This is a genomic window from Pedobacter agri PB92 (genome assembly GCF_000258495.1).
Classification (GTDB): domain Bacteria; phylum Bacteroidota; class Bacteroidia; order Sphingobacteriales; family Sphingobacteriaceae; genus Pedobacter; species Pedobacter agri.
The window spans coordinates 1-24,260 of record NZ_AJLG01000071.1; the positions used below are offsets into that span (position 1 = coordinate 1).

Below are 24,260 nucleotides of genomic sequence, written 5' to 3' on the forward strand. Positions count from 1 at the left end.
ACGTACACACTGATGGATGGTCGGAAATGAAATATATGTAGATACGTGCGCCTAAATTTTGATATAAACTACTTAATTTTCTGCAGGTTTGCCCAAAGTAGCTTTTTCGCTGTCAGATCGCTATCTAGTTGGTGCAGGTTTGGTGCAAAGATGATTTTTGTATTGCCATGGTTAATAATCTCATTCTGCCAAACCAGATTTAATTTCAAATCAGTGATTTCTACCCCGAATGAAAGCATTGTAACCGGCTTGAAAAACGCATGAAATTCCAGGTAATCTGTTCCCCGGTATTGGGCATAATTTACGATCGCAAAATCAGGTGTGCCAAGATCTACCGCCTTCACAATCTTTCTAAGCAAATCCCTTCCCTGTTCGGTACTTACCTCATTAAGCTGATCGTTTACCAAAATCAAAACCGATTTTTTGTTTCCACCCAAATATTTAAAGTTTTTAGGCGTCTTGGGTTCAGCTACAACAGGAGGAATTTCCACACTAGAAACGTAACTTTTAGTTTCTTCTTCAGGTTTTTCAACCACGATTGACTCAACTTTTGGTTGTAAAGCACTTTGCTGAACTATATGATCTTCAGCTGAAAAGTTCTCTGAAACGGCATTTTTACTATCAACAGCCGCTATTTCAACAGTTTCATCTTTCACTAAAAAAACATCGTCAGTAAAAAATAAACGTAAAGCATTCGCATTGTTGGTAACCTGGTTTTCCATTCGTATTTTTGCCGGATAATAATTTCTGTTAAAATTAGTTAAATATCTTATAATAGCGCCGCTAATTGTTACTTTTATCCTTTAAAATTTATAGAGTGCTCTGCTTAAAAAAGGCTTACTGCTTCTTAATTTTCAGTTTTATTTTCGGTTGCTCGTTTGCTCAAAACGTAGCCGTAATTAATGGAAAATCCATAAGTGCAAAAGAATTTTTGTGGGCATACAAAAAGAGTCATAATGGAAATGTGAGTGCTGATTACGCCAATTTACAGAACTATTTAAATCTCTATATAAACTTTAAACTTAAGGTGTTAGATGCCAGAGAAATGGGTTTGGATAAAAATCCAGTTTACCAGGAAGAGGTAAAGACTTATGAAACGGCATTGATGCACCATAAAAAGGCAAATACTGCTCATAAAGATCAGGATTTTTTGCTTAACGAATACCGGGAAGGTGTATTGATGTTTAATGTATCAGAACAAAAAATCTGGAACAAGGCACAAGAAGATGAGCAGGCGATAAATGATTTTTACAATAAAAACCAAAATAACTACAATAAACCCTTAAGTGAAATCAGAGGTCAGGTTATTGCAGATTATCAGCAAACCCTTGAAGAAAGCTGGCTTAACGGGCTTAGACAAAAACACCAGATTAAAATCAATGAAAATGAGTTACGAAAACTCGCCAAACAGTAAAGTGCATTGATTAAAGATTAGTATTAAATTTGCAAAATATAATAAATAGAATGAAGAAGTTTTTTTTAGTAGCAACAGCATTAATTTGCTTATTTTTAAACAGTTATGCCCAGCCAGGAAAACATAACATTGATAAAGTTGCTGCTGTGGTAGGTAATAATATTATCCTGCTTTCTGATTTGAACCAGGAATACACACAATATCTTTACCAGGGAAACCCACCTAATGAAAGTATCAAGTGTAGAATTTTACAAAATACCTTAACACAAAAATTATTGAAACAACAAGCTGAAATCGACTCTGTAATGGTTGAAGACGGACAGGTTGATGATGAGGTTGATAAACGTATGCGCTCGATGATGCAGCGTGCCGGCGGACAAGAACGCCTAGAACAGTTTTTGAACAAATCGGTTTTGCAATATAAAGATGAGATGAGACCAACTATTAAAGATGGTTTAATCGCTCAAAAAATGCAGGCTAAAATCACAGAAAACATTAACGTAACGCCGATGGAAGTTGAAAAATACTTCAAATCATTAGGCGATAGTATTCCTGAGTTTAACACAGAAGTTGAAGTTGGGGAGATTATATTGGATCCGAAATTATCAAGAGCAGAGAAACAAAGGTTCCGCGATAAAATTGAAGCGTTGCGATTGAGAATTAAGGGTGGTGATGACTTCGGCGTTTTAGCAAAAACCTATTCGGAAGATCCGGGATCATCTGCAGATGGAGGAGATTTAGGTTTCTTCGATAGAAGCATGATGGCTAAAGAATTTACGGCCTGGGCATTTAAACTTAAAGCTGGCGAGATTTCTCCTGTATTTGAAACTGAATTTGGATTCCACATCCTTCAGGTAATTGAACGTCGTGGTGAACAGGTTCACGCCCGCCATATTTTAATCAGACCCGTAACAACACCAGAAAGTTTAACGCGTTTAAAGCTGCATGCTGATAGTGTTTACAATAAAGTAATTGCTAACAAATTATCATTCGCTGCCGCAGCAAACATTTACTCAGATAACAAAGAGTCTAAATATAATGGTGGTATGATGTTAAACGCAGAGAATGTTCAGGCCAGAACCACGTTTATTCCAATTGATAAATTAGATCCATCTGTATTTTTGGTAATTGATACCATGAAAATTGGCGGCATTTCTAAACCTGATTTATACACTGCGGCTGATGGTAAACAAGGTTATCGCTTGCTTTATTTAAAATCGAAAATACCACCACACAAAGCAAATATGGCTCAGGATTTTCCAAAAATCAGAGACGCAGCACAAAGTGATAAAATTAATCGTACTTTAAGCGAATGGTTTGAAAAACGTCGTGAAAGCACTTATATTAAAATTGACGACGAATTTAATACCTGCGATGAATTAAAAATTTGGACTAAAACCGCCACAGCCGCAAAATAATACGAATGCAGTATAAAAACGAAGTAGAAGCCGTTGATGCCTTACATCTTACCTTTAATAAAATTAAAACCGAAATTAGTAAGGTTGTAGTTGGGCAAGATGATATCATTAAATCCGTTTTAATCGCCATTTTTTCCAACGGACATTGTTTGTTGGTTGGCGTACCCGGGCTGGCAAAAACACTACTCGTTCAAACTGTTGCTTCGGTTCTGGATTTAGATTTTAACCGGATTCAATTTACGCCCGATTTAATGCCGAGTGACATTATCGGTGCGGAAATATTAGGAGAAGACAGGCACTTTAAGTTTATCAAGGGGCCTGTTTTTTCAAACATTATTTTAGCTGATGAGATTAACCGTACGCCTCCAAAAACTCAAGCAGCACTATTAGAGGCCATGCAAGAGAAATCGGTTACCGCAGCCGGATTAACCCATACGCTACCAAAACCTTTTTTCGTTCTGGCTACGCAAAATCCGATTGAGCAAGAAGGAACTTATCCTTTACCTGAAGCACAATTGGATCGTTTCATGTTTAATATTCAATTAAATTATCCTGCATTTGCAGATGAATTGAATATTGTAAAAAACACTACAAGCAACAAAACCATTCAGCTGGAAAAAATTATTCATGCGGATGATATTCAGTTTTTCCAAAAGCTGATTCGTGATATTCCGGTAACAGATAACGTTTTAGAATATGCTGTTAAACTGGCCTCAAAGACCCGTCCGAACAGTGAGTTTGCAACAGATGCGGTAAATAAATACATCAGCTGGGGTGCCGGGCCAAGAGCTTCACAATTCCTGGTGTTAGGCGCAAAATGCCATGCTGCAATATCAGGTAAATATGCGCCTGATATTGAAGATGTGCAGGCAGTTGCCGAACCTATCCTTCGCCACCGTATCGTTAGAAATTACCGTGCTGAAGCAGAAGGATTATCGATAGAAAAGATCATTAAAGATTTGTTATAATTCCATCTTCAACCGCTATTCTTATTAAATAAGATTGATCACATTTAGCTAAATTTGGGTAATGCTTGATCACGACACCAAACGCCTTTCCAGATTGACTGCTATTGTAACGCAGTTTCAAACTAAAAGGCTTCTCACTGCACCAGAATTAGCAACGAAATTTGGCGTAAGTATCCGAACTATTTATCGAGACATAAAAGCCCTGGAAAAGGCTGGCGTACCCATTTTAATGGAAGATGGCAAAGGATATTCATTAATGGAAGGATATCGTATTCCGCCCATCATGTTTACCGAAAACCAGGCCAATGCACTTATTCTTGCCGAACAATTGGTTTTGAAAAATAAGGACACCTCTTTCATCAAAGATTATTCGGAAGCGATAGATAAAATAAAAGCGGTGCTGAAGCATAGTCAGAAAGATAAAGCCAATTTGCTTACCGAGCGAACGAGATTTGCGGAAAACTTCAATAATGAAAGAAGCAGCAATAACTTGTCTGATTTACAGTTCGCCCTTACGAATTTTCTTTTGGTTGAAGTAGAATACGTGAATGAAACGGGTAAATCGTCCATCAGATTAATTGAACCATTTGCTTTACTAAGCACTCAAAACTGGCTGCTGGTGGCGTGGTGCCGTCTACGTAAAGAATTCAGATATTTTCGTCTTGATCGCATCCAGAAACTCCAGCTAATGAACGAAAAATTCAGTCCTCACCCACTCACTTTGCAGCAATTTTTCGATAAATTTTCTTAATTGGTTACACCCCTGACACAGGGCTGTCAATGGGCGTTTTAACTTTGCAGTATAAACGTAAATCAATTAAAAAAATGAACAATTTATTTAATGCTGGCGATTCTGCTCAAATCCTATCCAGACTGGAAAAACTATCACCGGATGCAACAAAGCAGTGGGGAAAAATGAATGTTAATCAGATGCTGGCGCATTGTAATGCATCACTAGAAACAGCGATGGGCATCACTTCATCTGAAAGAGTTGGAATAGTAGCAAGGCTCTTTGGTATATTATTAAAACCAACTTTTTTTGGCGAAAAACCTTTCCCTAAAAATTCCGCTACGGACCAAACTTATATCATTACCGGAAATCCTGATTTTGAAGCGGAAAAAGCTAAAGTGATTAAACAAGTTAAACAATTTGCGGAGGGAGGCCCGGAAAAATGCACGACCAATATTCACGCATTTTTTGGTAAACTTACACCAACAGAATGGGCAACCATGCAGTGGAAACATTTTGATCATCATTTGAGACAATTCAATGCATAAAAAGCTATGATAAGTGAAGAAATTGAAACTTTCTATCCAGCAAGCCGACAAGCGTGGAGATTATGGTTAAGCGAACATCACATTTCGAAGCAAGCGGTCTGGCTTGTGCAGTATAAAAAGAGTGCAAATATTCCAACAATATCATGGAGCGAAGCGGTTGAAGAAGCTTTATGCTTTGGCTGGATTGATGGCATTAGAAAATCAATAGATCATGAAAGGTATATTCAGTTTTTCACCAAAAGAAAACCTAGAAGTACCTGGTCTAAAATTAATAAAGCGAAGGTTTTGGAATTGATAGAGGCTGGATTGATGACTACAGCTGGCCACGAAAGTATTATCCGGGCGAAAGAGAACGGTTCATGGACGATTCTAGATGATGTGGAAGAACTGGTTATACCACATGATTTGGAAGTTGAATTTAGCAGGCAACCCGAAGCAAAGGCATTTTTTCTAACCTTGAGTAAATCCATCAGAAAAGCGATTCTGCAATGGATCGCTTTCGCCAAGCGACCGGAAACTAAAGCCAAACGAATTGCGGAAGTAGTTGATCTTGCCAGTCAAAAATTAAAACCTAAACAGTTTTAGATTAGCCCAAGATTGAATACAACAAAAACGAAAAGTAAAAAATCTATATTTACTCAATGTCTGACAATCATAAACTTTCTGGTGCATTCGCTGCTTTAATGGATGAGTATCACAAAGCAACGAATGAACTGATTGAAGTTATTCAGCTGATTTCACCTGCGCATCTCATGAAGACTATTGCGCCTGAAAGTGAAAACCCAGATTGCCTTTCTATTCAAACCATTTTAACACATGTCACATCATCCATTTTCAGTTATGCCGTTTACATCGAAAATGTTATTGGCTTAAAAACTGAACGACCGCCAAGGATGCTTTTTCTACATGTAGATGAATACATTTCGAGACTAAAAGAAGCTATGGCCTATACAGAAAATGTCTTTGTTCAAAACCCGAATATTCAATTGGAAGAATTTGATTCTTCAAAAAAAATAAATACCAGATGGGGCCAACAATACGATGTAGAACAAATGATGGAACATGCGATTGTTCATGTTTTACGTCACAGGCGCCAAATTGAAAAAGCCTTGATTCAATTCAGCGATTAGCGTTAGAGTCCTATGTTTATGGAATAAGTACACAAATCCATATGTTAATTTTAAAATAGTTGCTATCTTTATGGCAATTACAAAGCATAATTTCAAAACAAAAATATTTAACATGTCAGCTCACGATTCACACGCACCAGTTCAGCAAACAAAAGGCATTTGGGCATTACCATTAACAGCTTGGATTATTGTTTTAATCCTTCTTGTGGCTTTCACTAGACCAATCTTTGTTCATGCACCAGAAGGTTCAGGTCATCACGAAACAGAGAAACCACATTCAAAAGCTGAAGAAGCAGAATCATCGCACCATTAATTATTAAGCTAAATGTGCAAAGTTGAAAATTTTATTGTTTTCAACAGGTCGAAAAAAATACTAAAGCGTTACAACTAACATTGTAACGCTTTTTGTTTGAAGTAGCTATTTTAATTGCCCCATTAAATTTGGGAAATCGGTAATCACACCATCTACACCTAAACTCATGAAGTATTTAATATCCTTCAGGCTGTTTACCGTCCACGGGATGATTTTAATACCCATCGCATGACAGCGATCAACCAATCCCTTTCCAACTAAAACCGAGTATGGACTATAAATTGTCGGTTTGAATCCTAATTTATCAATATAATCTTCAAAAGGCTCTTTCTCATCAATCAACAGCGAAGTCTGTATCTTCGGATATTTTTCATGCAGATATTGTAATGTCCGCATATCAAAAGATTGGATAATTACACGTTTAGTAATCTTTTTTGCGTTTACAATTTCCATAATCAGCTCCACAAATTCAGCAGGTTCCGGGTGAAAATCATTGTCGCCATTCTTGATCGTTTTAGTTTCAATACTATAAACAGGTTTTGGTAGCCTTTTATCCTTTACATAAGCCTCTGCTGCATCAATGGTTTCTGCAAGCAAAGGTTTGTAAGCTTTAAATTTAACCTGACCTGGAAAACGACCATGAACCTTACTCCCCACATCAAACTTTTTAACCTCGTCATAATCCATTTTGTAGATGTTATACTTCTTTTGGTCTTTCAAAGAAATGGGTTTTCCATTGGGCATTAATGAAATTTCATTGTTAAAATAAGGCTCTTGTGACAAAACCACTTTCTTATCTTTCGAAATCACGGCATCCATTTCTAAAGTTGTAACCCCTAAATCTAACGCCTTAAGCATTCCCTCAATGGTATTTTCGGGCATTATGCCACGGGCACCGGCTTTTCCTTGTATATCAAACTTTTTCCTCTGGGCAGAAACCTGAAAAATAATAAACAGTAAAACGAGTAAAATATGTAATTTTTTATTCATAAACATAAAACGCAAAATGGTTAATTCTTATATTTTTTGAAGCGCAAAAACTTTGCTCATTTTAAAGTTTGTTCCCGCTTTTCGCTTTACTCTCCCGAGAAATCGGGATTCGTGTTCGCTGCAATCGGGGCTAAACAAAACCGACCTGCAATACAATCATAAAGCACATAAAAAAAGGGCTTCTTATTACAGAGAGCCCTTTTTAATTCACATTGTTAATTTATCTTTCAGCAGGTACAAATGCCTGAACAATTAAGTTCCAGCTTGCATCAGCAGCTTTTTCGTAAACAAAAACATAATTAAAGCTTTCGCGTAAGTCAGCTTTATAATCAATAGTGGCTACGCCGTAGGTATAAGCTAAATCACTTCCAATTGCTTTATCTACACCAGTAGTTTTTAAGTTAATTTTACTAATCATTCCATTGTAAAACGAGATGATTTTTCCTTTACCATTAATGGCTTCATTGCCAGGAAACAATAAACGGGCATCTTCAGTTAAGAAACCACCAAACGCGGCAATTCCATGTGTTTTAAGCAATGTATTAAGCGTTTTTTCAGTGGTGGTAATAATGTCTTTGCCTGCTTTAAGTTCTTTTTCGTTTAAGAATTTCGGCGCAACATGATCTTTAGGTTCTACAAATTTTGGCGTTACTTTATCTAGAGGTTTGTTACTTGAGGTAGCAACATCAATTGCCAATTTCCATTTACCATTCTCTGCCTTCCAGATAGATAAGTATTGTCCGTATTCTTTTTTTGCGCCATCAAGAGCGTAAGGCCCAGTAGTGAAACCCAAATCTCCACTACGAGAAACTTTCGCCAGGTTTGGTTCCCAACTTACTGAGTTTTCACCTTTGCTTTGTGCATTATAAAAAGTTTTTACATTTACCGGATTCGGTCTGAAAACCAAAGCACTTGCTAATGAATATTCAAGGTAAGATTCTTTATCTCCATTTTTTGCAATAGCTTTTGCGAAATCTTTTTCTGCGTTTACCAGTGATTTTGTGGTTCCATCATTCTTCTGTGCGAATGCACCAATGGCCAAAAGAGATAATATTGCAGTAGAAAATAATTGTTTCATTATGAGTTATAGATATATGTTTGGCGAATATAAAATTTTTTGAAGGTTGTGCTTTTAAAAGTAATTAACAATTACACATTTTTATTTTTCCCTGTAGATGGTTTCGAGTACGGTTTGTCCGACTGCTTTCAACGTATTTTTATCAATATTGGCCAGGTTATCCAGCTGCGTATGCCAGTTGATGTAGAAGCCACTGTTATCATTATAGTGCAGAATATCAATTGACGGCACCCCGGCTTTGTTCATCCAGAAATGATCATCAACAACGTTTCCACTTGGAATACGAACGAAGTACGAAGAATAACCAATTTCGTTTCCAATATCCCAAACACGGTTTACAACTTCTGGCGCCGACTGACGGGAAATTTCATCTTGCGTAAATTGAGCATTTCCGCCGCCAACCATATCAAGGTTGATACCATAAGCAGCTTTATAGCCGGTTGCGATTGCATTCTTAGCCCAAAACTGTGAACCTAAGCACCAGGTGGTTTCGTCAGGCGTTTCGTCATTCGATTTGCCATAATCTTCCAGATCCCACAATACAAAATCTATACCCACATTAGGAGCTTTTTGCTGGATCTGACGAGCCATTTCTAAAATCACTCCAACCCCACTCCCACCATCGTTTGCCGCATCGAATGCTTTTGTTTGATTCGCTGGATCGGCATCCTGATCTGAGAAAGGACGGGCATCCCAATGCGCACTAATTAACACGCGGGTTTTATTCTCAGGATTAAAACTGGCTAAAATATTTTTAAGCTGAAAAGTTTTCCCATCATAGGTCTGGGTTTTTTCTCCTTGAATTTTCACCTCTGCACCAAATGATTTCAATTTTGAAACCAAATAATCAGCACACTTTTGATGTGCAATTGTACCCGGAATTCGCGGACCAAAATCAACCTGAGCCTTTACATAGGCATAAGCACTATCGGAATTAAAATCTGGAGATACTAATTTAACAACAGCATCTGCTTCATTTTCTGTAGTTTGACTGGATTTATTTTTACAAGCCTGAAACCCTATTAATAAGATTAAGCACAGGAATAAAAGTTTTTTGTTCATTGTTAAATTTTGTTCTTATAGAGATAATAAAGGAATGTGGCAACGCTGCCAACAACTTTAATGACTTAGCTTACCAGAAGATTATCCCTTACTTTGTAGTGGCGTGTTCCCCTTAAAAGAATGATTCAATCAGTACTCAAAAATGATTGATGGTAACATTTAAGTCCGCTTCAAAAACCAGACTAAACCTTACTCCAGGTCGTTCCTTCTTTACTATCTTTCAATTGAATGCCCAATTCCTGTAAGCCGATTCTAATTTTATCTGATGTAGCATAATCTTTGTTGGCCTTAGCCTCAGTCCGCAAGTCGATTACCATTTCTAAAACACCGTTCAGGTCATTGCTGCCGGCATCCTCATCTTTTAACCCGAGGATATCAAAAACAAAATCATTGATTAATGCTTTCAATTTTTCTAATGATTCAGCAGAGATTTTTGCTTTGCCATCATAAACCGTATTGATAATCCTTACCGCTTCAAATAGTTCGGCTATTAAAATCGGACTATTAAAATCGTCATTCATGGCAGCAATACATTTTTCTTTCAATGCATCAATATCAAAATCACTTTGTTCAGAAACCGTCAATTTATCCAGTAAACCGGCTGCCGCCATTAATCTCCGAAAACCTTTTTCCGAAGCATCAAGCGCATCGTTAGAAAAATCCAAAGTACTGCGGTAATGTGCCTGCAACATGAAAAATTTAACCGTCATCGGGCTATAGCCCTTTCTCAAGAGCGGGTGCGCACCGGTAAATAATTCTAAAGGAAGAAAACCGTTTCCTGCCGATTTCGACATACGTGTTCCGTTTACTGTAAGCATGTTCGTATGCATCCAATAACGGGCAGGCTGTTTATGGCTGCAAGCTTCTGATTGAGCAATTTCATTGGTATGGTGCGTAGCCGCCAAATCCATTCCGCCACCATGAATATCAAATTCATCGCCCAGATATTTAGCACTCATGGCCGAACATTCGATATGCCAACCTGGAAAACCCATCCCCCAGGGCGATTGCCATTGCATCAAAGTTTCAGGTTTTGCTTTAATCCAAAGCGCAAAATCCAATCGACCACGTTTTTCATCCTGTCCACCCAATTCACGGGTGTTGTTTAACATATCTTCTAAGTTGCGATTGGTTAAGATGGTATAATTATATTCTTTGCTGTATTTTTCTACATCGAAATAAACATTCCCACCTACTTCATATCCATAACCATTGGCAATAATCACTTTAATCATCTCAATTTGCTCGATGATATGTCCGGTAGCGGTGGGTTCAATACTCGGTGGCAAAGTATTAAACATGCGTAATACATCATGAAAACCTAAAGTGTATTTCTGTACAATTTCCATCGGCTCCAACTGCTCTAACTTTGCCCGTTTTGCAAACTTATCGTCTCCTTCGTCCCTATCACCTTCCAAATGGCCGGCATCGGTAATGTTACGCACATAACGCACCTTGTAATCTAAATATTTAAGGTATCTAAAAATTAAATCGAAAGAAATAAAAGTGCGACAGTTGCCTAAATGCACATCGCTATATACGGTAGGACCACAAACATACATCCCCACATGGGCGGCATTTAGTGGTTGGAAAAGTTCTTTTTTACGTGAAAGCGTATTGTAAAGCTGTAAGCCAGTATTCATACTGCAAATGTAATATTTACCAACGTAAAGTTTCAGGAATGCTTCATTGTTTCATTGCTCAATCGGATAATTGACAATTCTTAAATCAAAAAAAGCAATTTTGGAAAGCTACTGTAATGCTAATCGGAAAATGCAGCCCGTCTTTCCGCTAAATCCCCGATGAAGAAAGAATCGGGGATATCGCTTCAATACGGTTTATTAAACAAGGGTACGGCAATTAACTGAACTTCAAATTAACAATAAAATACTTAGCTATATTAGTTACGGATGTCATCCTGAGCCTGTCGAAGGACCTTTAAAATTAGCTTACTAGGTCGTTTCGACAAGCTCACCGTGACAAAATTTATAGAAAAATTGATTATTATAAAATCTTACTAACTATCATCATAATTGAAGGATTAATTTTTCAGCTTTGCTTTAAAAATTTTCTCTAATTTTTGCATTTTCGGTAAAATGACTGCCCTGCAATAAGGCTCACTACCATTTTTTAAATAATAATTCTGATGATAGTTTTCTGCTACATAAAATGGTTTTGCAGCTTCAACAGCAGTTACTACAGGTTTTCCAAAAGCATTGTTTTTATTCAGCGCTGCTTTGTATTTATCAGCCAAAGCTTTTTGTTCTGCATTATGATAAAAAACAACAGATCTGTATTGTGTTCCTGAATCTGCACCCTGCCGATTTAAAGTGGTGGGATCATGGCTTTTCCAAAAAACTTCCAATAATTCATCATATGAAATTACCATTGGGTTGTACGAAATTTCCAAAACTTCTGCATGACCAGTAGCGCCTGTACAAACCTCCTCATAGGTTGGATTGGCCAAACGACCGCCTTCATAACCAGACTTTACTGCTGTAACACCTTTTAGCCTTTGAAAAATGGCTTCTGTACACCAGAAACATCCCATACCAAAAGTTGCTTTTTCTGTTTTTTTGCCTTGTGCCTGTGCCTGGTTCAATGCCAGAACAGATAATAAAATTAAAATTATTCGTTTCATGTGTGTGTAGATTATTAAAGCAAAAAATGCTTTCTGTACTAATACTACGAAAATATACCTTGCATAGTTTCTAACCGAATAATAATGGATTTTGGATGACAAACCTAACATTTTGTGAATTTAATTGTTGATGTTAATAACTTAAACTACTGCTAACTAATTTTTTAAAGCCATAATATTTTGTTCATCCATACTTATTAACAATTCTTTTTTAAATTCGTACAACATTAAAAATAAAATTATGTCTACACCGTATATTCCTTGTTTGGATTTGGGTTCTTACATCAATGGAACTGAAGAAGAACGCAAAAAATTTTCTGATGAGTTAGGCAGAGCCTTTAACGATTCAGGTTTTGTTACCATCACGAACCATGGTTTAAGTCAGGAATTAATTGATAAACTTTACGAAAACATAAAGACAGCTTTTTCACTTCCTGTAGAAACCAAACGGAAATACGAAAAACCTGAATTGGCTGGCCAACGCGGTTATACCAGTGCAGGTAAAGAAACTGCAAAAGGTGCCAAAACACCCGATTTGAAAGAATTCTGGCAAATTGGCCAGGAGGTTACGGATGGCGACCCTGTGAAGGATGAGTACCCTGACAACGAAGTTTTGGAAGAATTACCAGAATTTAACAAAGTTACAGGCGACATCTACAAAAAATTACAGGAAAACGGAACGCATTTATTGCGAGCCATCGCAACTTATCTGGAATTGCCTGTTGATTATTTTGATAAACATGTACACAATGGAAATTCAATTTTAAGAGGTATTCACTATTTTCCTATTGAAAATCCGGAGTTGATTCCTGATGATGCCGTTCGTGCAGGTGCACATGAAGACATTAACCTGATTACACTTTTAATTGGCGCAAGCGCTGATGGTTTAGAAGTGTTAACCCGCAGCAATGAGTGGCTGCCTATAAAAGCACATCATACGGATATCGTAGTAAATGTGGGCGATATGTTGCAACGTTTAACCAACAACAAGTTAAAATCAACTACGCACAGGGTGGTCAACCCACCTCGTGAACTGATGAAAACCTCTCGTTTTTCGGTTCCGTTTTTCCTGCATCCACGTAGCGATATGGATTTGACAAGTTTGCCATCAACCATTGATGCCGATCATCCAAAAGCTTATAGCGATATGACTGCGGGTGAATATCTGGACGAAAGATTAAGAGAAATTGGATTAAAAAAATAGTTAGAAGTCGGGCGGACGAAGTCAATAGCCCTGAGTCTAGAGACTAAAGTTCAGATTCTAAAAATAAACAGCATCGATTAATTCGATGCTTTTTTTGTTACTTTAAATTATGCATTCAGTCCATTTGGAAATATTCAGAGAAATTCAAGGCATTGGTTCTGCTTCAGGAATTATCTATCAGCCGAATTTACTTTATATTATTGGCGACAATAGTGGATTTTTAAATGAATACAATATAAAGGACTATAAGTTAAGAAAGATCCAGATTTTATCTGGTGATAAAGTTCAAGGCCTGGAAAACATTTCTAAAGCACAAAAGCCAGATTTTGAAGTAGTCTGCCAATATGCCAATCAGTTTTATATTCTAGGTTCAGGATCTACCGCAAAACGAAATTCATTAATTGAACTTGAACCAAAATCAGGGCGGATTGTGAGCAAAGATTTAACGGATACTTATCGTAAAATGAAGGCAATCGCAAACCTCGATGATGACAATCTAAATATTGAAGGAGCTGTTTTCACCGGTAAAGATTGGGTATTATTTAACCGGGGAAATGGAAGTGATGGCAAAAATGGAACCTTCCGTATTTTTGATGAAGACCTGGCAGAAGCTACAAATATTGAGTTTAAGCCAATCAGACTGCCCAATATTAATCATGTTGAATCAACATTTACAGATGCCGTAATGGTGAACGATGCCATATTTTTCATCTCGACAGCAGAAGATACTAAGTCTACTTATGCAGATGGTGAAATTTTAGGAAGTTTTATTGGCAGTATTGATTTGAAATCGCTCAAACTTAATTTTTCACATAGAATTTCGGGATCGCATAAATTTGAGGGAATTTCATTATACCAGAAAGCCAGTTCGGGCGTAGAATTTTTGCTCTGTGAAGATCGGGATACAGCGGAGTTAAAAACAGTGATTTACAAAATAGGATTGTCAATTTAATAGCGAATTTTTTATGGTTGATCACTTGCCGGCTTCAGATTACGAAAATCTATTCAGCCTTTTCAATAATCTCTACCCGTTAAAAGAAGAAATTCAAACAGCCATCATCGCCAATAGCGAAGTTATTAAAGTTACCAAAAAAGTAAAGCTTCTAAATGCAGGCGAACGGAGTAATACCATCTATTTTATTTTAAAAGGAGCAGCCCGAATATTTTATCTTGATAAGGATGGCAAAGAGACAAATACCTGGTTTTTATTTGAAAACGAGCTTTTGATCTCTGTTTATAGCTTTTACACCGGCAAGCCTAGTTTCGAATACATCGAAACCCTCGAAGATTGCACACTCATCGCTGTAAAAAGAGATAGATTGGATGAATTATACTTGAAATATATGGAATTCAACTTTTCTGGAAGGAAATTAACCGAATTTTATCACATGCGTAATGAAATCCAGGCGAACGAATTGCGGATGTTCAGCGCTAAAGAACGATACCATAAGTTATTGGAAAGAACCCCACAGCTTTTTCAAAGGGTGTCTTTAGGACATATTGCTTCTTATTTAGGTATTTCTCAAGAAACATTAAGCAGAATCAGAAAGCAAAAATGATTTTTTGACTTTTGTCAAAAGCCAGCCAAACAACTCCTCATAGATTTGATGAATAAATTTTCAATCTATGTTAGTCATCATTTTTATCGTATTCGGATTTTGCTTTTTACTTGAAAGAATTAAACCCGGCTGGAAATTGCCAAACGTTTCTACATGGACCATCAGGGTTTTGGGTGTTAATTTTATTCAACTTAGCATTGTGGTTTTGGCAGGCTTCACCTGGGAGAAATGGTTCTCTTCTGTGTCTGTATTTAAGTTATCTCAATTTGTGCCCAATTGGATCGGAGGAGTTATTGCTTATTTTATTGCAACATTCATTTTTTACTGGTGGCATCGGTGGAGGCATACGGTAGATTTTTTATGGTTAGGATTTCATCAAATTCATCACAGTCCGCAACGTTTGGAAGTCATTACATCTTTCTATAAACATCCCTTGGAAATGACTGTAAATTCCATTATTGGAAGTCTGTTGGTTTACACATTGTTAGGATTAAATCCTGAAGCTGGAGCAATTTATACTTTATGCACAGCATTAGGTGAATTTTTCTATCACACCAATGTGAAGACGCCCCAATGGATTGGCTATATTTTCCAGCGACCAGAGATGCATCGAATTCATCATCAATATGAAAAACACAGCAATAATTACGGCGATATTGTTTGGTGGGATATGTTATTTGGCACTTATGAAAATCCTAAAGAATTCAAGAGCACATGCGGATTTGATAATGAAAAAGAGCAAAGATTGTTTGATATGATCAGATTTAAAGATGTACACAAAAAATAATGCCCTTTCGCTTTTTTATCACTTGCTATCTTTGCCAACTGAGCTTAAATTCTAGCGGCATAATTGTTATCTTCGGCCAAAATTTAAATCATGAAAAAACGCTCCCTAACGCTCTTCCTTATATTATCAGTCTGTCAATTCTGCTTCTCGCAAACTCAAGACATTAAAGATCTCTATTGGGATTTCCTGCAAATCAGATTGGAAGCCAGTGAAAAAAGCAAAGCGATTAATTTAGCAGAAGCATTAATTAAAAGATCATCTGAACTAAATCAGAAGCAAACGGGAAGTGTGAACTATCACTTAGCAAGGCTTTATGAAGAAACCGATCAGATGAATCTTGCGATTCCATATTATGAAAAGAGCATTAAATTGACACCTGGTTATTATGTGCCTTATCTTGCGCTAGGCAATCACTATTTCAAAGATTGTCAGGCGATGATTAAAAAAATGAATGCCGCAGTTGATGCAAAGAGTGTGGTAATTTATGGCAAAATGGTAGAAGACTATAAAAAGCTATCCACCAAAACCGCAGCCTATTTAGAAAAGTCTTACGCCTGCGACCCAGATGATTCGACCAAAGGCATCATTACCTATCTCTACCAAACTTCAAAAAACAATGAAGCGCTGAAAACTTTTGATGTTAGAATTAAAAAACTTGCTGGCGATTGCATCACCTTGTTAGATGATGAGTAATTAAAGTTCATTATTACGAATAAAGAAACGAACCCGAAGCTAAATAGATTGCTCCGCTCATAATGACGCCACGTTACCTAACAACAAATATATTCTACACTATTTCTTCGATTCGTCGATTGCCTTATTAATCACATCCTGAATTCTGCCCCTGATCTTTAAGTTACCCAATTTCTCGCTAACACCTGGATTTACACGATTGGAAAGGAAAACATAAACCAAACCTCTTGATGGATCGACCCAAACGCAAGTTCCGGTATAGCCTGTATGTCCATAAGTTTGTGGCGAAGCTAAATTTGATGGATAATGTTTGGTGCTATCCGGATCCCAGCGATCGAAACCCAAACCACGACGGCTCACATTCGATTGTTTAGAGGTAAACATATCAACCGTTTCTGGCTTGAAATATTGCGTACCGCCATAAGTACCCCGATTTAAAAGCATCTGATAAATAATAGCTAAATCATTTGCACTGGAGAATAAACCGGCGTGACCAGAAATACCACCTGCAAGTGCCGCACCCTGATCATGAACATAACCTACCAAAAGTGTTTTCCTGAAATAAGTATCCTGTTCGGTTGGAATAATCTGATCTCTGCTGAACCGGTTCCGAGGCAAAAATCCTGCGGTTTGCATCCCTAGTGGCTTGTAAAAATTCTCGTAGGTATATTGGTTCAACGGCTCTTCACTAATATGCTCCACAATATCTTTCATCACATACATGCTGATGTCGCTATATACATATTGTCCCCGAGTTTTGATAGGCGAATTAAGCATTTTAGGCCACATAAAATCTTTAAAGAAATCTTTTTTGATATAATAGCCATCAGCAACTTTAGTAGGGAAAGCTGCTGTAGAATCAACACTATAATCTCCTGTTTTTACATAGTTGTGAAAAGGGATATATGGAATAAATCCTGCCTGATGCAGCATCACCTCTCGAACATTGATATTGTTCATGGGTGTGGTTCGGGCTTTTGGAATGTAAGCACCAATGTTTGTATCCAATTTTAACTTACCTTCTTCGAATAAACGCATTACCGAAGGTGTAGTGGCTGTCACCTTGGTTACCGAAGCCAGATCAAAAATATCAGTTACTTTATCAGGCAAATTGCCATCATAAGTGTGTGTACCATAAGCTTTATTAAAAATGACTTTGCCATCCTTGGCTACCAAAACCACCAAACCCGGTGCTGCTTTTTCCCTGATGGTTTCTGCGGCTATCGCATCAATTTCTTTTAAGCTGTTTGAATTTACCCCGGCATCTTCCGGAACCGTGTATTTTAAACGTGTTTTAGTCGTCGTAAAACCTGATCCGACAGTATATTTTGCTGAAAAAGCTTTGGTTAATTTATTTTCAGCTGCAATACCACCAAAAATATATTGCGGAACAATAGCTGCAGCATCAGCGGTATTTTGAGCTGTCCAAATAATCGGCGACTGCAATAAATCGAAAGATTTTAATGCCGTTCCATTGCCGAAAAGCGATACGATTACTTTTTTCGTTTTAGATATACTGTTGATAAAGTTGATGTATTTTGCATTATTAGAATTTTGATCATCAATGGAAATCAAAACTGTATTGTAATATTTTAAGTCATCTTCCAGATTATTCAAATTCACGCTGTCTTTGTACATTGTAGCAGAAAACGGAGTAACTTGATCGTACTTATTGGCCAAACTATCAAAGATCAAACTATATGAAAAACCTAAACTAACCGATGCTATGTTTTTTTTCTCCAGTGATTTTAATGGAATAATAGCATCCTGATTATTTAGCAAAATGGTAGTTTGTGCAATACTATTCGCTATCGATAGTTTTTTTTCATTTGCTGCGTGGTCTTGTGCACAAGCCATTAAACATAAAATATTAAAGAAACTAGCCGTTGCCAGAATAAATAATCTATTTCGCATCATATACTTTTTCTCCGTTCAAATAGGTTTTTAAAACTTTTGTCTTTAAGATGTTTTGAGGTGTTGCTTTCAAAATATCATGATCAAGGATCACAAAATCGGCAAATTTTCCTATTTCTAAACTACCTTTTTCATTTTCTTCAAAATTAGCTTTTGCAGCCCAAATGGTCATTCCCCTCAATGCCTCTTGAGGTGTCAAAGCATTTTCAATTTGAAAACCGCCTTTAGGGAAACCTTTTGCATCTGCTCTCACTGTCGCAGCATAAAACGTTAATAATGGATTAATGTTTTCTACCGGAAAATCAGTCCCCAACGGAATCCAGCCATTTTGCTTTAACAACTGTTTATAAGCATAAGCATCTTTAACGCGGCTGGCACCCAATCGCTGTCCGGCCCAATACATATCCGAAGTAGCATGAGTGGGTTGTACGGATGGGATTACATTTGCTTTCCCAAACAGGTTAAAATCGTTTGAGTTCACCACCTGTGCATGTTCAATTCTCCAACGTTTATCATTTTTACCTTTAAGTACTTTATTATAGATATTCAGCATTACGCGATTAGCAGAATCGCCTATGGCATGGGTACACATTTGAAAATGATGTGCAGCAATTTTTTCGGCCACTTCTTCAAAATGCTTTTGAGTGCTTAATAGAAATCCGCTCTTATTTGGCATATCACTATAAGGATGCAACAAGCAAGCACCCCTTGATCCTAATGCACCATCGGCATAAACCTTAAATGAGCGTACATTCAGACGATCAGTTTTTATCGCTCCGCGTTTAAACAGGTAATCATAATTCTGTGGCGCATCAGATAGCATTACATACAAACGCATTTTCAACTTGTTTTCCTTTTGCAGTTTTTCGATAAAATCAACGGCTTGAAAAGGCAAACCACAATCATCAATCGTGGTTAATCCTGCAGCAAAGCAGTTTGTTTGCGCATCGGTAAAAATTTTCTCTGCCAACTTACCATCAGGTGATGGAATTTTACTATCGACCAACCCCACAGCATTATCAATTAAAACCCCTGTTAGTTTCCCGTTTTGGGTAAGCATATCTCCACCAATGAGTTCTTGCTCGCCTTTTATTCCTGCAGCATCAAAAGCTTTTTGATTCACTACAGCAGCATGACCATCAATTCTGTTTAGTAACACCGGTCGGTTAGGAAAAAGTTCGGTTAACTTTTCATTTGTAGGGAAGGCTTTATTCTCCCAATCGTTTTGATCCCAGCCGTTGCCAATTAACCAGCCATCAGGATTTGTTTTAGCAAATACGGCTAATCTTTCTAAAATCTCCTCCCAGGATTTGGTATCCCGTAAATCTGCAGCTTGCAAGCTTTGCCCGTAACCAAAAAAGTGCGCATGTGCATCAATGAACCCCGGATAAACTGACTTCCCTTCAGCATTAATTTCATCTTTGGCTTGATATTTTGTCTGAATATCTTTTGATGACCCTGTAGCCAAAATCTTTCCATTCTTTACGGCGAAGGCCTCAACGGTATCGAAGCTATTGTTAACAGTGTAAACAACTGCATTGTAAACAATTAGGTCGGCTTGTTCTTTTTTGACGCAGGAGGTAAATAAAGCAACAAACAATGGGATGTATAAAAGGGATTTCATACTGTTAAAGATAGAAAATTGAAATCATTTGCTATTGTAAAATCAAGATGACTTACCCGCACTGTTTCTACAGGATAATACGGAATCAACCAGATAAGCGTAACACTTTGTTCCTGCCGGAAATTTTGTGGTTGTTCAAATTTCCTATCGTATTAAACTTTTATGTAAGTAATAAAACTGGGTTAACAAGTGAGATTGCATCACCGTTGCAAACTTCTGGCTGCCAACTTCCGGCAAAATCCTCAAGTCATTTACATGTTGAGTTTTAAACAAATCGACATCCTTAAGCTTATTTTACATAATTTAGCGAATTCACTTTGCCCTAATACATGACTGATATTATTCACTTATTGCCTGATGCTGTTGCCAATCAAATTGCCGCCGGAGAAGTTGTTCAACGACCTGCTTCTGCAGTAAAAGAACTGCTCGAAAATTCAATTGATGCGGGCGCAGATAAAATTCAACTGGTAATAAAGGATGCCGGAAAAGCATTGATTCAGATTATAGACAATGGCTGTGGAATGAGTGTTACCGATGCCAGAATGTGCTTTGAACGCCATGCAACATCAAAAGTAAAGAAAGCAGAAGATTTGTTTGCCATCCGCACCATGGGTTTTCGTGGTGAAGCCATGGCTTCCATCGCCGCAATTTCGCAGGTAGAGATGAAAACCCGCAGGCATGAAGATGAAATTGGAACCTGCATTTCAATTGAAGGAGCCATGGTAACGGCTCAGGAACCTGTTGCTACGCCAGCAGGCACACAGATTGCCATTAAAAACCTCTTTTTTAACACGCCTGCCCGCCGGAACTTTTTAAAAAGCAACCCGGTAGAAATGCGTCATATTATCGATGAATTCCAGCGGGTTGCTTTGGCTCATCCGGGTGTATTTTTTAGTTTGCATCATGATGGTACCGAGATTTTCAACCTTCCGAAAGGTAATTTAAAACAACGTATTGTGCATCTTTTTGGCAACAATTACAACGAACGCTTGGTGCCAGTTGAAGAAGAAACTACCATTATTAACCTAAAAGGATATATTGGTAAACCAGCTTTCGCGAAGAAAACACGAGGTGAACAATTCTTTTTTGTAAACAATCGTTTCATTAAAGACCCCTACCTCAACCATGCGGTAAGTTCAGCTTTCGAAGATCTTTTGCCCGATGACAGTTATCCGCTTTATGTGCTATTCATCGAAATTGACCCTTCCAAAATTGATGTAAACGTTCATCCAACCAAAACAGAAATTAAATATTTAGATGAGAAATCTATCTATGCAATCATGAAATCTGCGGTAAAACGTTCTATTGGTCGGTATAATATTTCGCCTACTTTAGATTTTGATCAGGAAACGGGCTTTAGCAATATGATCACGCAAAAAGCAGTTGAAGATATCGTTCCACCTAGTATCAATTTTAATCCTGATTTTAATCCATTTGCGAACGATAGCAGTTCAAGTTCGGGTTATGCTTCATCACCACGAAATTATGAGGCCAAACCGAGCGCAAAAAACTGGGGTTCATTGTATGAGATAGTGGAGCAACCGGTTGTAGAACAAACGACGTTTTATGCCGACGAGCCTATTTTGGAAACGAAACAGAAGCAATATATGCAGTTGCACAATCGCTACATCGTTTCGCAAATTAAATCGGGTTTAATGGTTATTGATCAACAAATGGCACATGAACGTATTCTTTATGAGCGATTTCTCGTACATTTAGATGATCGCAAAGGCGCATCGCAACAAAGCTTATTTCCACAAACCATTACCCTAAATGCCAATGATTTTGAACTGGCTAAAAGTTTACTGGATGATATAAAAAGTTTAGGTTTTGATGTTCGTGAATTTGGAAAAAACACATTGGTAGTAGAAGGTGTTCCGGTTGATCTGGGCAGTAGCAATATCAACGAAACACAGTTATTTGAACAATTAATTGAGGGTTTTAAAAACTCTCAGCAAGAACTGAAGTTAACTAAGCGTGATAGTTTAGCCAGAACACTGGCCAAAAACAGTGCGATAAAAGCAGGAACTGCTTTAGCACAGGAAGAAATGAATACTTTAATTGATGAACTTTTCGCCTGCAAAACACCAAATTTTAGTGTAAGTGGGAAACCGATTATTCAAACCATTACTTTAGGAGAATTGGATAAGAAGTTTGAGAAGTAGCGTAAGGAGCAAAGAGTAAGGAGCAAGGCGTAAGGAGCAAATAACGAGGAATAAAAACCTGATTACAGACAACAAAAATTAAATGAACAACATCTATATCCCACCAATAGTTAAAAACCTACTGATTATTAACATCTTGTTTTTCGTGGCTACATATTTTCTAAGATCGACCATTGATTTGGAAAATATGCTGGCGGTTTACTACTTTGATTCTCCAAAATTTGGTGGCTGGCAGGTGCTAACCTATATGTTTATGCATGGTGGTATTGCACATATCTTTTTCAACATGTTTGCCCTTTATTCTTTTGGAAGTTTATTGGAAACCCGTTGGGGTGGCAAAAAATTTCTAATATTTTATCTGATTACTGGTTTAGGCGCCTTATTGCTTCAGTGGGCGGTACAGGCCTTTGAAGTACAACAAATTATCGGTCAGTTCACTTTGTTTGAAGGTTGGCAGAACCAAATTAAAAGCCAGGCCGATTACCAAACCATTGGGCAGATTTATGGTGGCGGAATGCTTGGAGCATCAGGAGCGGTATTTGGTTTGCTGGTGGCTTTTGGTATGTTATACCCAAATGCCGAACTTTACATTATGTTTATTCCCGTTCCGGTAAAGGCTAAATATATTATTCCATTTTATATTTTAGTTGAGCTATTTTTAGGTGTTGGTCGTTTTGAAGGAGACTCCATTGCGCATTACGCTCACTTGGGTGGTGCATTAATTGGCTTTATTTTAGTTAAAATCTGGAAGGATAAAAACACAAACTTTTATACTTACTATGAATAATACGGTTAGAGATTTAAAATTTAAAATTTTTCAATCAGGTAATCCGCTGTTTTTATATATCGGGTTAAATGTGATCATTTTTTTAGTAACCTCTATTATTGCTGTCATTCTCTTTTTAGGGAAAACAGATTTTAGCATGAGTGATTGGGTAAGGAACTATTTTGGTGTACCTGCCAGAATTGAATCATTACCAACGCGTTTTTACACCGTAATTACGTACATGTTTTTCCACGAAGGCTTTTTGCATTTATTATTTAATATGCTGGGACTATTTTGGTTTGGCAATATTTTTATGAATTTTTTAAAGAGCCGCCAATTTCATTTTGTTTACCTAACCGGAGGTTTAGTTGGTGCGCTTATTTATATTGCTGGCTTAAATCTCATACCGGTTTTCAATGGTGGTTTAATTGGTCAAACTGTAATCGGTTCATCGGCAGCCGTAATGGCAATCATTGTGGCAACGGCTACATTAGTACCTAACTACAGTATTGTATTGCTGTTATTTGGCGAAGTAAAAATTAAATGGGTGGCCATTGCTTATTTTCTCATTTCATTTTTAGGCTTGTCATCTGCAAATGCCGGAGGAAATTTGGCACACATTGGCGGTGCATTATTAGGATTTATCTTTATCAAAAGCTTACAAAGAGGTAACGACTGGAGCGGTATCTTCGAGCGGAAACCAAAGCTGAAAGTGGTAAGAAATGAACAACCTGCGCCGAAAAAGCCTGTATTTAATAGTGTATCTCAGCAGGAGATTGATGCCATCTTAGATAAGATATCTTCCTCAGGTTATGATAAATTATCGGCAACTGAAAAGGAAAAACTTTTTAAAGCAAGTAAAGATTAATGGCAAAAAAGAAATACAATTTCTTGGATAAACTCTTATTACCAATTGCAATTCTATTGGCTATAGCATTAATACTTGGTACAGTTGCAGGCAATATGGACCCACGCAAACATGCTATTATTGCTTTCTTTGGATTAGCTTATCCCTATGTATTATTTTTTCATGTTGTGTTTATCGCCTGGTGGTGCATCAGCAAAAAATGGCTTTTCGCTTTGACTAGTATCGTAGTTATCGCTATTGGGTTAAGAACATTTAAGGCCACTTTCGCTTTTGGCGGTGATAAAGGTGGCCCCGAAAAGGTGGAAGGTAGTGTAAGAATGATGACTTACAATGTGCACACCTTTAAGCTTTATGGTGGTGAAAACGATGAATCGGTGAAAGAAAAAAT

At 37.4% G+C, this 24,260-nt stretch carries 24 protein-coding genes and 1 pseudogene; 17 read left to right on the forward strand and 8 right to left on the reverse strand.

Features of this window, described 5'->3' with window-relative positions; genetic code table 11:
• Positions 1-68 precede the first annotated feature (68 nt).
• Positions 69-722: a hypothetical protein gene (locus tag ON09_RS11840; RefSeq protein WP_010601282.1), complete on the reverse strand. Its 654-nt coding sequence runs from the start codon at positions 720-722 to the stop codon at positions 69-71.
• Positions 723-817: 95 nt separating this feature from the next.
• Between ON09_RS11840 and ON09_RS11845 the strand changes: the two genes are divergently transcribed.
• From ON09_RS11845 to ON09_RS11880, 8 genes are all read left to right on the forward strand, one after another.
• Entirely contained in the window at positions 818-1,414 is a 597-nt protein-coding gene (locus tag ON09_RS11845; protein WP_010601283.1) for a hypothetical protein, read from the forward strand.
• A 50-nt stretch (positions 1,415-1,464) separates the two neighbouring features.
• On the forward strand, positions 1,465-2,832 hold the full coding sequence (locus tag ON09_RS11850) for a peptidylprolyl isomerase (RefSeq protein ID WP_010601284.1): 1,368 nt from the start codon (positions 1,465-1,467) through the stop codon (positions 2,830-2,832).
• A 5-nt stretch (positions 2,833-2,837) separates the two neighbouring features.
• Complete coding sequence (locus ON09_RS11855; protein WP_010601285.1) at positions 2,838-3,800, forward strand: AAA family ATPase; 963 nt, start codon at positions 2,838-2,840, stop codon at positions 3,798-3,800.
• A gap of 61 nt (positions 3,801-3,861) precedes the next feature.
• On the forward strand, positions 3,862-4,551 hold the full coding sequence (locus ON09_RS11860; protein WP_010601286.1) for a helix-turn-helix transcriptional regulator: 690 nt from the start codon (positions 3,862-3,864) through the stop codon (positions 4,549-4,551).
• Positions 4,552-4,625: 74 nt separating this feature from the next.
• Positions 4,626-5,078, forward strand: a complete 453-nt coding sequence (locus tag ON09_RS11865) for a DUF1569 domain-containing protein (protein ID WP_029204297.1) — start codon at positions 4,626-4,628, stop codon at positions 5,076-5,078.
• Between the two features lie 6 nt (positions 5,079-5,084).
• On the forward strand, positions 5,085-5,663 hold the full coding sequence (locus ON09_RS11870) for a YdeI/OmpD-associated family protein (RefSeq protein WP_010601288.1): 579 nt from the start codon (positions 5,085-5,087) through the stop codon (positions 5,661-5,663).
• A gap of 56 nt (positions 5,664-5,719) precedes the next feature.
• Positions 5,720-6,208 carry a hypothetical protein gene (locus ON09_RS25415; protein ID WP_010601289.1) on the forward strand — a complete coding sequence of 163 codons (489 nt, stop codon included), beginning with the start codon at positions 5,720-5,722 and terminating at the stop codon, positions 6,206-6,208.
• A 70-nt stretch (positions 6,209-6,278) separates the two neighbouring features.
• Entirely contained in the window at positions 6,279-6,521 is a 243-nt protein-coding gene (locus ON09_RS11880) for a hypothetical protein (RefSeq protein ID WP_010601290.1), read from the forward strand.
• A 105-nt stretch (positions 6,522-6,626) separates the two neighbouring features.
• Here ON09_RS11880 and ON09_RS11885 read toward each other — a convergent pair whose 3' ends face one another.
• The 5 genes from ON09_RS11885 to msrA all read right to left on the reverse strand — a co-directional run bounded on the left by ON09_RS11885 (position 6,627) and on the right by msrA (position 12,292).
• Positions 6,627-7,511: a glycerophosphodiester phosphodiesterase family protein gene (locus tag ON09_RS11885; RefSeq protein WP_202947147.1), complete on the reverse strand. Its 885-nt coding sequence runs from the start codon at positions 7,509-7,511 to the stop codon at positions 6,627-6,629.
• Between the two features lie 220 nt (positions 7,512-7,731).
• A complete protein-coding gene (locus tag ON09_RS11890; protein ID WP_010601292.1) occupies positions 7,732-8,589 on the reverse strand; it encodes a nuclear transport factor 2 family protein in 858 nt (285 codons plus the stop codon).
• 81 nt (positions 8,590-8,670) lie between these two features.
• The gene (locus ON09_RS11895) at positions 8,671-9,651 is read right to left on the reverse strand and encodes a M28 family peptidase (RefSeq protein ID WP_010601293.1); all 981 of its coding nucleotides are present in this window, start codon (positions 9,649-9,651) and stop codon (positions 8,671-8,673) included.
• A 182-nt stretch (positions 9,652-9,833) separates the two neighbouring features.
• A complete protein-coding gene (cysS, locus tag ON09_RS11900) occupies positions 9,834-11,294 on the reverse strand; it encodes a cysteine--tRNA ligase (RefSeq protein ID WP_010601294.1) in 1,461 nt (486 codons plus the stop codon).
• Between the two features lie 398 nt (positions 11,295-11,692).
• Positions 11,693-12,292, reverse strand: a complete 600-nt coding sequence (gene msrA, locus ON09_RS11905; protein ID WP_039842302.1) for a peptide-methionine (S)-S-oxide reductase MsrA — start codon at positions 12,290-12,292, stop codon at positions 11,693-11,695.
• A 241-nt stretch (positions 12,293-12,533) separates the two neighbouring features.
• Between msrA and ON09_RS11910 the strand changes: the two genes are divergently transcribed.
• The 5 genes from ON09_RS11910 to ON09_RS11930 all read left to right on the forward strand — a co-directional run bounded on the left by ON09_RS11910 (position 12,534) and on the right by ON09_RS11930 (position 16,535).
• Positions 12,534-13,496: an isopenicillin N synthase family dioxygenase gene (locus ON09_RS11910; protein WP_010601296.1), complete on the forward strand. Its 963-nt coding sequence runs from the start codon at positions 12,534-12,536 to the stop codon at positions 13,494-13,496.
• A 109-nt stretch (positions 13,497-13,605) separates the two neighbouring features.
• A complete protein-coding gene (locus ON09_RS11915; RefSeq protein ID WP_010601297.1) occupies positions 13,606-14,448 on the forward strand; it encodes a DUF6929 family protein in 843 nt (280 codons plus the stop codon).
• Positions 14,449-14,461: 13 nt separating this feature from the next.
• The gene (locus ON09_RS11920) at positions 14,462-15,055 is read left to right on the forward strand and encodes a Crp/Fnr family transcriptional regulator (RefSeq protein ID WP_010601298.1); all 594 of its coding nucleotides are present in this window, start codon (positions 14,462-14,464) and stop codon (positions 15,053-15,055) included.
• A gap of 67 nt (positions 15,056-15,122) precedes the next feature.
• The gene (locus ON09_RS11925; RefSeq protein WP_010601299.1) at positions 15,123-15,842 is read left to right on the forward strand and encodes a sterol desaturase family protein; all 720 of its coding nucleotides are present in this window, start codon (positions 15,123-15,125) and stop codon (positions 15,840-15,842) included.
• 90 nt (positions 15,843-15,932) lie between these two features.
• The gene (locus ON09_RS11930; protein ID WP_157258940.1) at positions 15,933-16,535 is read left to right on the forward strand and encodes a tetratricopeptide repeat protein; all 603 of its coding nucleotides are present in this window, start codon (positions 15,933-15,935) and stop codon (positions 16,533-16,535) included.
• A 99-nt stretch (positions 16,536-16,634) separates the two neighbouring features.
• Here ON09_RS11930 and ON09_RS11935 read toward each other — a convergent pair whose 3' ends face one another.
• Together ON09_RS11935 and ON09_RS11940 are read right to left on the reverse strand one after the other, a co-directional pair.
• Positions 16,635-18,452 carry a serine hydrolase domain-containing protein gene (locus ON09_RS11935; protein WP_157258941.1) on the reverse strand — a complete coding sequence of 606 codons (1,818 nt, stop codon included), beginning with the start codon at positions 18,450-18,452 and terminating at the stop codon, positions 16,635-16,637.
• Positions 18,439-20,073 (reverse strand): amidohydrolase, encoded by a 1,635-nt coding sequence (locus ON09_RS11940; protein ID WP_010601302.1) that lies wholly within the window; start codon positions 20,071-20,073, stop codon positions 18,439-18,441. The genes ON09_RS11935 and ON09_RS11940 overlap by 14 nt, the downstream gene beginning before the upstream one ends.
• A 329-nt stretch (positions 20,074-20,402) precedes the next feature.
• Here ON09_RS11940 and mutL point away from each other — a divergent pair, with 329 nt between their 5' ends.
• The 4 genes and pseudogenes from mutL to ON09_RS11960 form a co-directional block, all read left to right on the forward strand.
• The gene (gene mutL, locus ON09_RS11945) at positions 20,403-22,238 is read left to right on the forward strand and encodes a DNA mismatch repair endonuclease MutL (protein ID WP_010601303.1); all 1,836 of its coding nucleotides are present in this window, start codon (positions 20,403-20,405) and stop codon (positions 22,236-22,238) included.
• 82 nt (positions 22,239-22,320) lie between these two features.
• Positions 22,321-23,025 carry a rhomboid family intramembrane serine protease gene (locus tag ON09_RS11950; RefSeq protein WP_010601304.1) on the forward strand — a complete coding sequence of 235 codons (705 nt, stop codon included), beginning with the start codon at positions 22,321-22,323 and terminating at the stop codon, positions 23,023-23,025.
• Positions 23,018-23,872: a rhomboid family intramembrane serine protease gene (locus tag ON09_RS11955; RefSeq protein ID WP_010601305.1), complete on the forward strand. Its 855-nt coding sequence runs from the start codon at positions 23,018-23,020 to the stop codon at positions 23,870-23,872. Before ON09_RS11950 ends, ON09_RS11955 begins: the two co-directional genes overlap by 8 nt.
• A pseudogene (locus ON09_RS11960) lies at positions 23,872-24,260 on the forward strand (endonuclease/exonuclease/phosphatase family protein); the annotation flags it as partial. The gene ON09_RS11955 and the pseudogene ON09_RS11960, both read left to right, overlap by 1 nt.

Bases quoted from the DNA above. Each gene is read 5' to 3' on its own strand.
- ON09_RS11840 (WP_010601282.1), bottom strand. From the start codon at position 722: ATGGAAAACCAGGTTACCAACAATGCGAATGCTTTACGTTTATTTTTT.
- ON09_RS11850 (WP_010601284.1), top strand. From the start codon at position 1,465: ATGAAGAAGTTTTTTTTAGTAGCAACAGCATTAATTTGCTTATTTTTA.
- ON09_RS11855 (WP_010601285.1), top strand. From the start codon at position 2,838: ATGCAGTATAAAAACGAAGTAGAAGCCGTTGATGCCTTACATCTTACC.
- ON09_RS11860 (WP_010601286.1), top strand. From the start codon at position 3,862: ATGCTTGATCACGACACCAAACGCCTTTCCAGATTGACTGCTATTGTA.
- ON09_RS11865 (WP_029204297.1), top strand. From the start codon at position 4,626: ATGAACAATTTATTTAATGCTGGCGATTCTGCTCAAATCCTATCCAGA.
- ON09_RS11870 (WP_010601288.1), top strand. From the start codon at position 5,085: ATGATAAGTGAAGAAATTGAAACTTTCTATCCAGCAAGCCGACAAGCG.
- ON09_RS25415 (WP_010601289.1), top strand. From the start codon at position 5,720: ATGTCTGACAATCATAAACTTTCTGGTGCATTCGCTGCTTTAATGGAT.
- ON09_RS11880 (WP_010601290.1), top strand. From the start codon at position 6,279: ATGGCAATTACAAAGCATAATTTCAAAACAAAAATATTTAACATGTCA.
- ON09_RS11885 (WP_202947147.1), bottom strand. From the start codon at position 7,511: ATGAATAAAAAATTACATATTTTACTCGTTTTACTGTTTATTATTTTT.
- ON09_RS11890 (WP_010601292.1), bottom strand. From the start codon at position 8,589: ATGAAACAATTATTTTCTACTGCAATATTATCTCTTTTGGCCATTGGT.
- ON09_RS11895 (WP_010601293.1), bottom strand. From the start codon at position 9,651: ATGAACAAAAAACTTTTATTCCTGTGCTTAATCTTATTAATAGGGTTT.
- cysS (WP_010601294.1), bottom strand. From the start codon at position 11,294: ATGAATACTGGCTTACAGCTTTACAATACGCTTTCACGTAAAAAAGAA.
- msrA (WP_039842302.1), bottom strand. From the start codon at position 12,292: ATGAAACGAATAATTTTAATTTTATTATCTGTTCTGGCATTGAACCAG.
- ON09_RS11910 (WP_010601296.1), top strand. From the start codon at position 12,534: ATGTCTACACCGTATATTCCTTGTTTGGATTTGGGTTCTTACATCAAT.
- ON09_RS11915 (WP_010601297.1), top strand. From the start codon at position 13,606: ATGCATTCAGTCCATTTGGAAATATTCAGAGAAATTCAAGGCATTGGT.
- ON09_RS11920 (WP_010601298.1), top strand. From the start codon at position 14,462: ATGGTTGATCACTTGCCGGCTTCAGATTACGAAAATCTATTCAGCCTT.
- ON09_RS11925 (WP_010601299.1), top strand. From the start codon at position 15,123: ATGTTAGTCATCATTTTTATCGTATTCGGATTTTGCTTTTTACTTGAA.
- ON09_RS11930 (WP_157258940.1), top strand. From the start codon at position 15,933: ATGAAAAAACGCTCCCTAACGCTCTTCCTTATATTATCAGTCTGTCAA.
- ON09_RS11935 (WP_157258941.1), bottom strand. From the start codon at position 18,452: ATGATGCGAAATAGATTATTTATTCTGGCAACGGCTAGTTTCTTTAAT.
- ON09_RS11940 (WP_010601302.1), bottom strand. From the start codon at position 20,073: ATGAAATCCCTTTTATACATCCCATTGTTTGTTGCTTTATTTACCTCC.
- mutL (WP_010601303.1), top strand. From the start codon at position 20,403: ATGACTGATATTATTCACTTATTGCCTGATGCTGTTGCCAATCAAATT.
- ON09_RS11950 (WP_010601304.1), top strand. From the start codon at position 22,321: ATGAACAACATCTATATCCCACCAATAGTTAAAAACCTACTGATTATT.
- ON09_RS11955 (WP_010601305.1), top strand. From the start codon at position 23,018: ATGAATAATACGGTTAGAGATTTAAAATTTAAAATTTTTCAATCAGGT.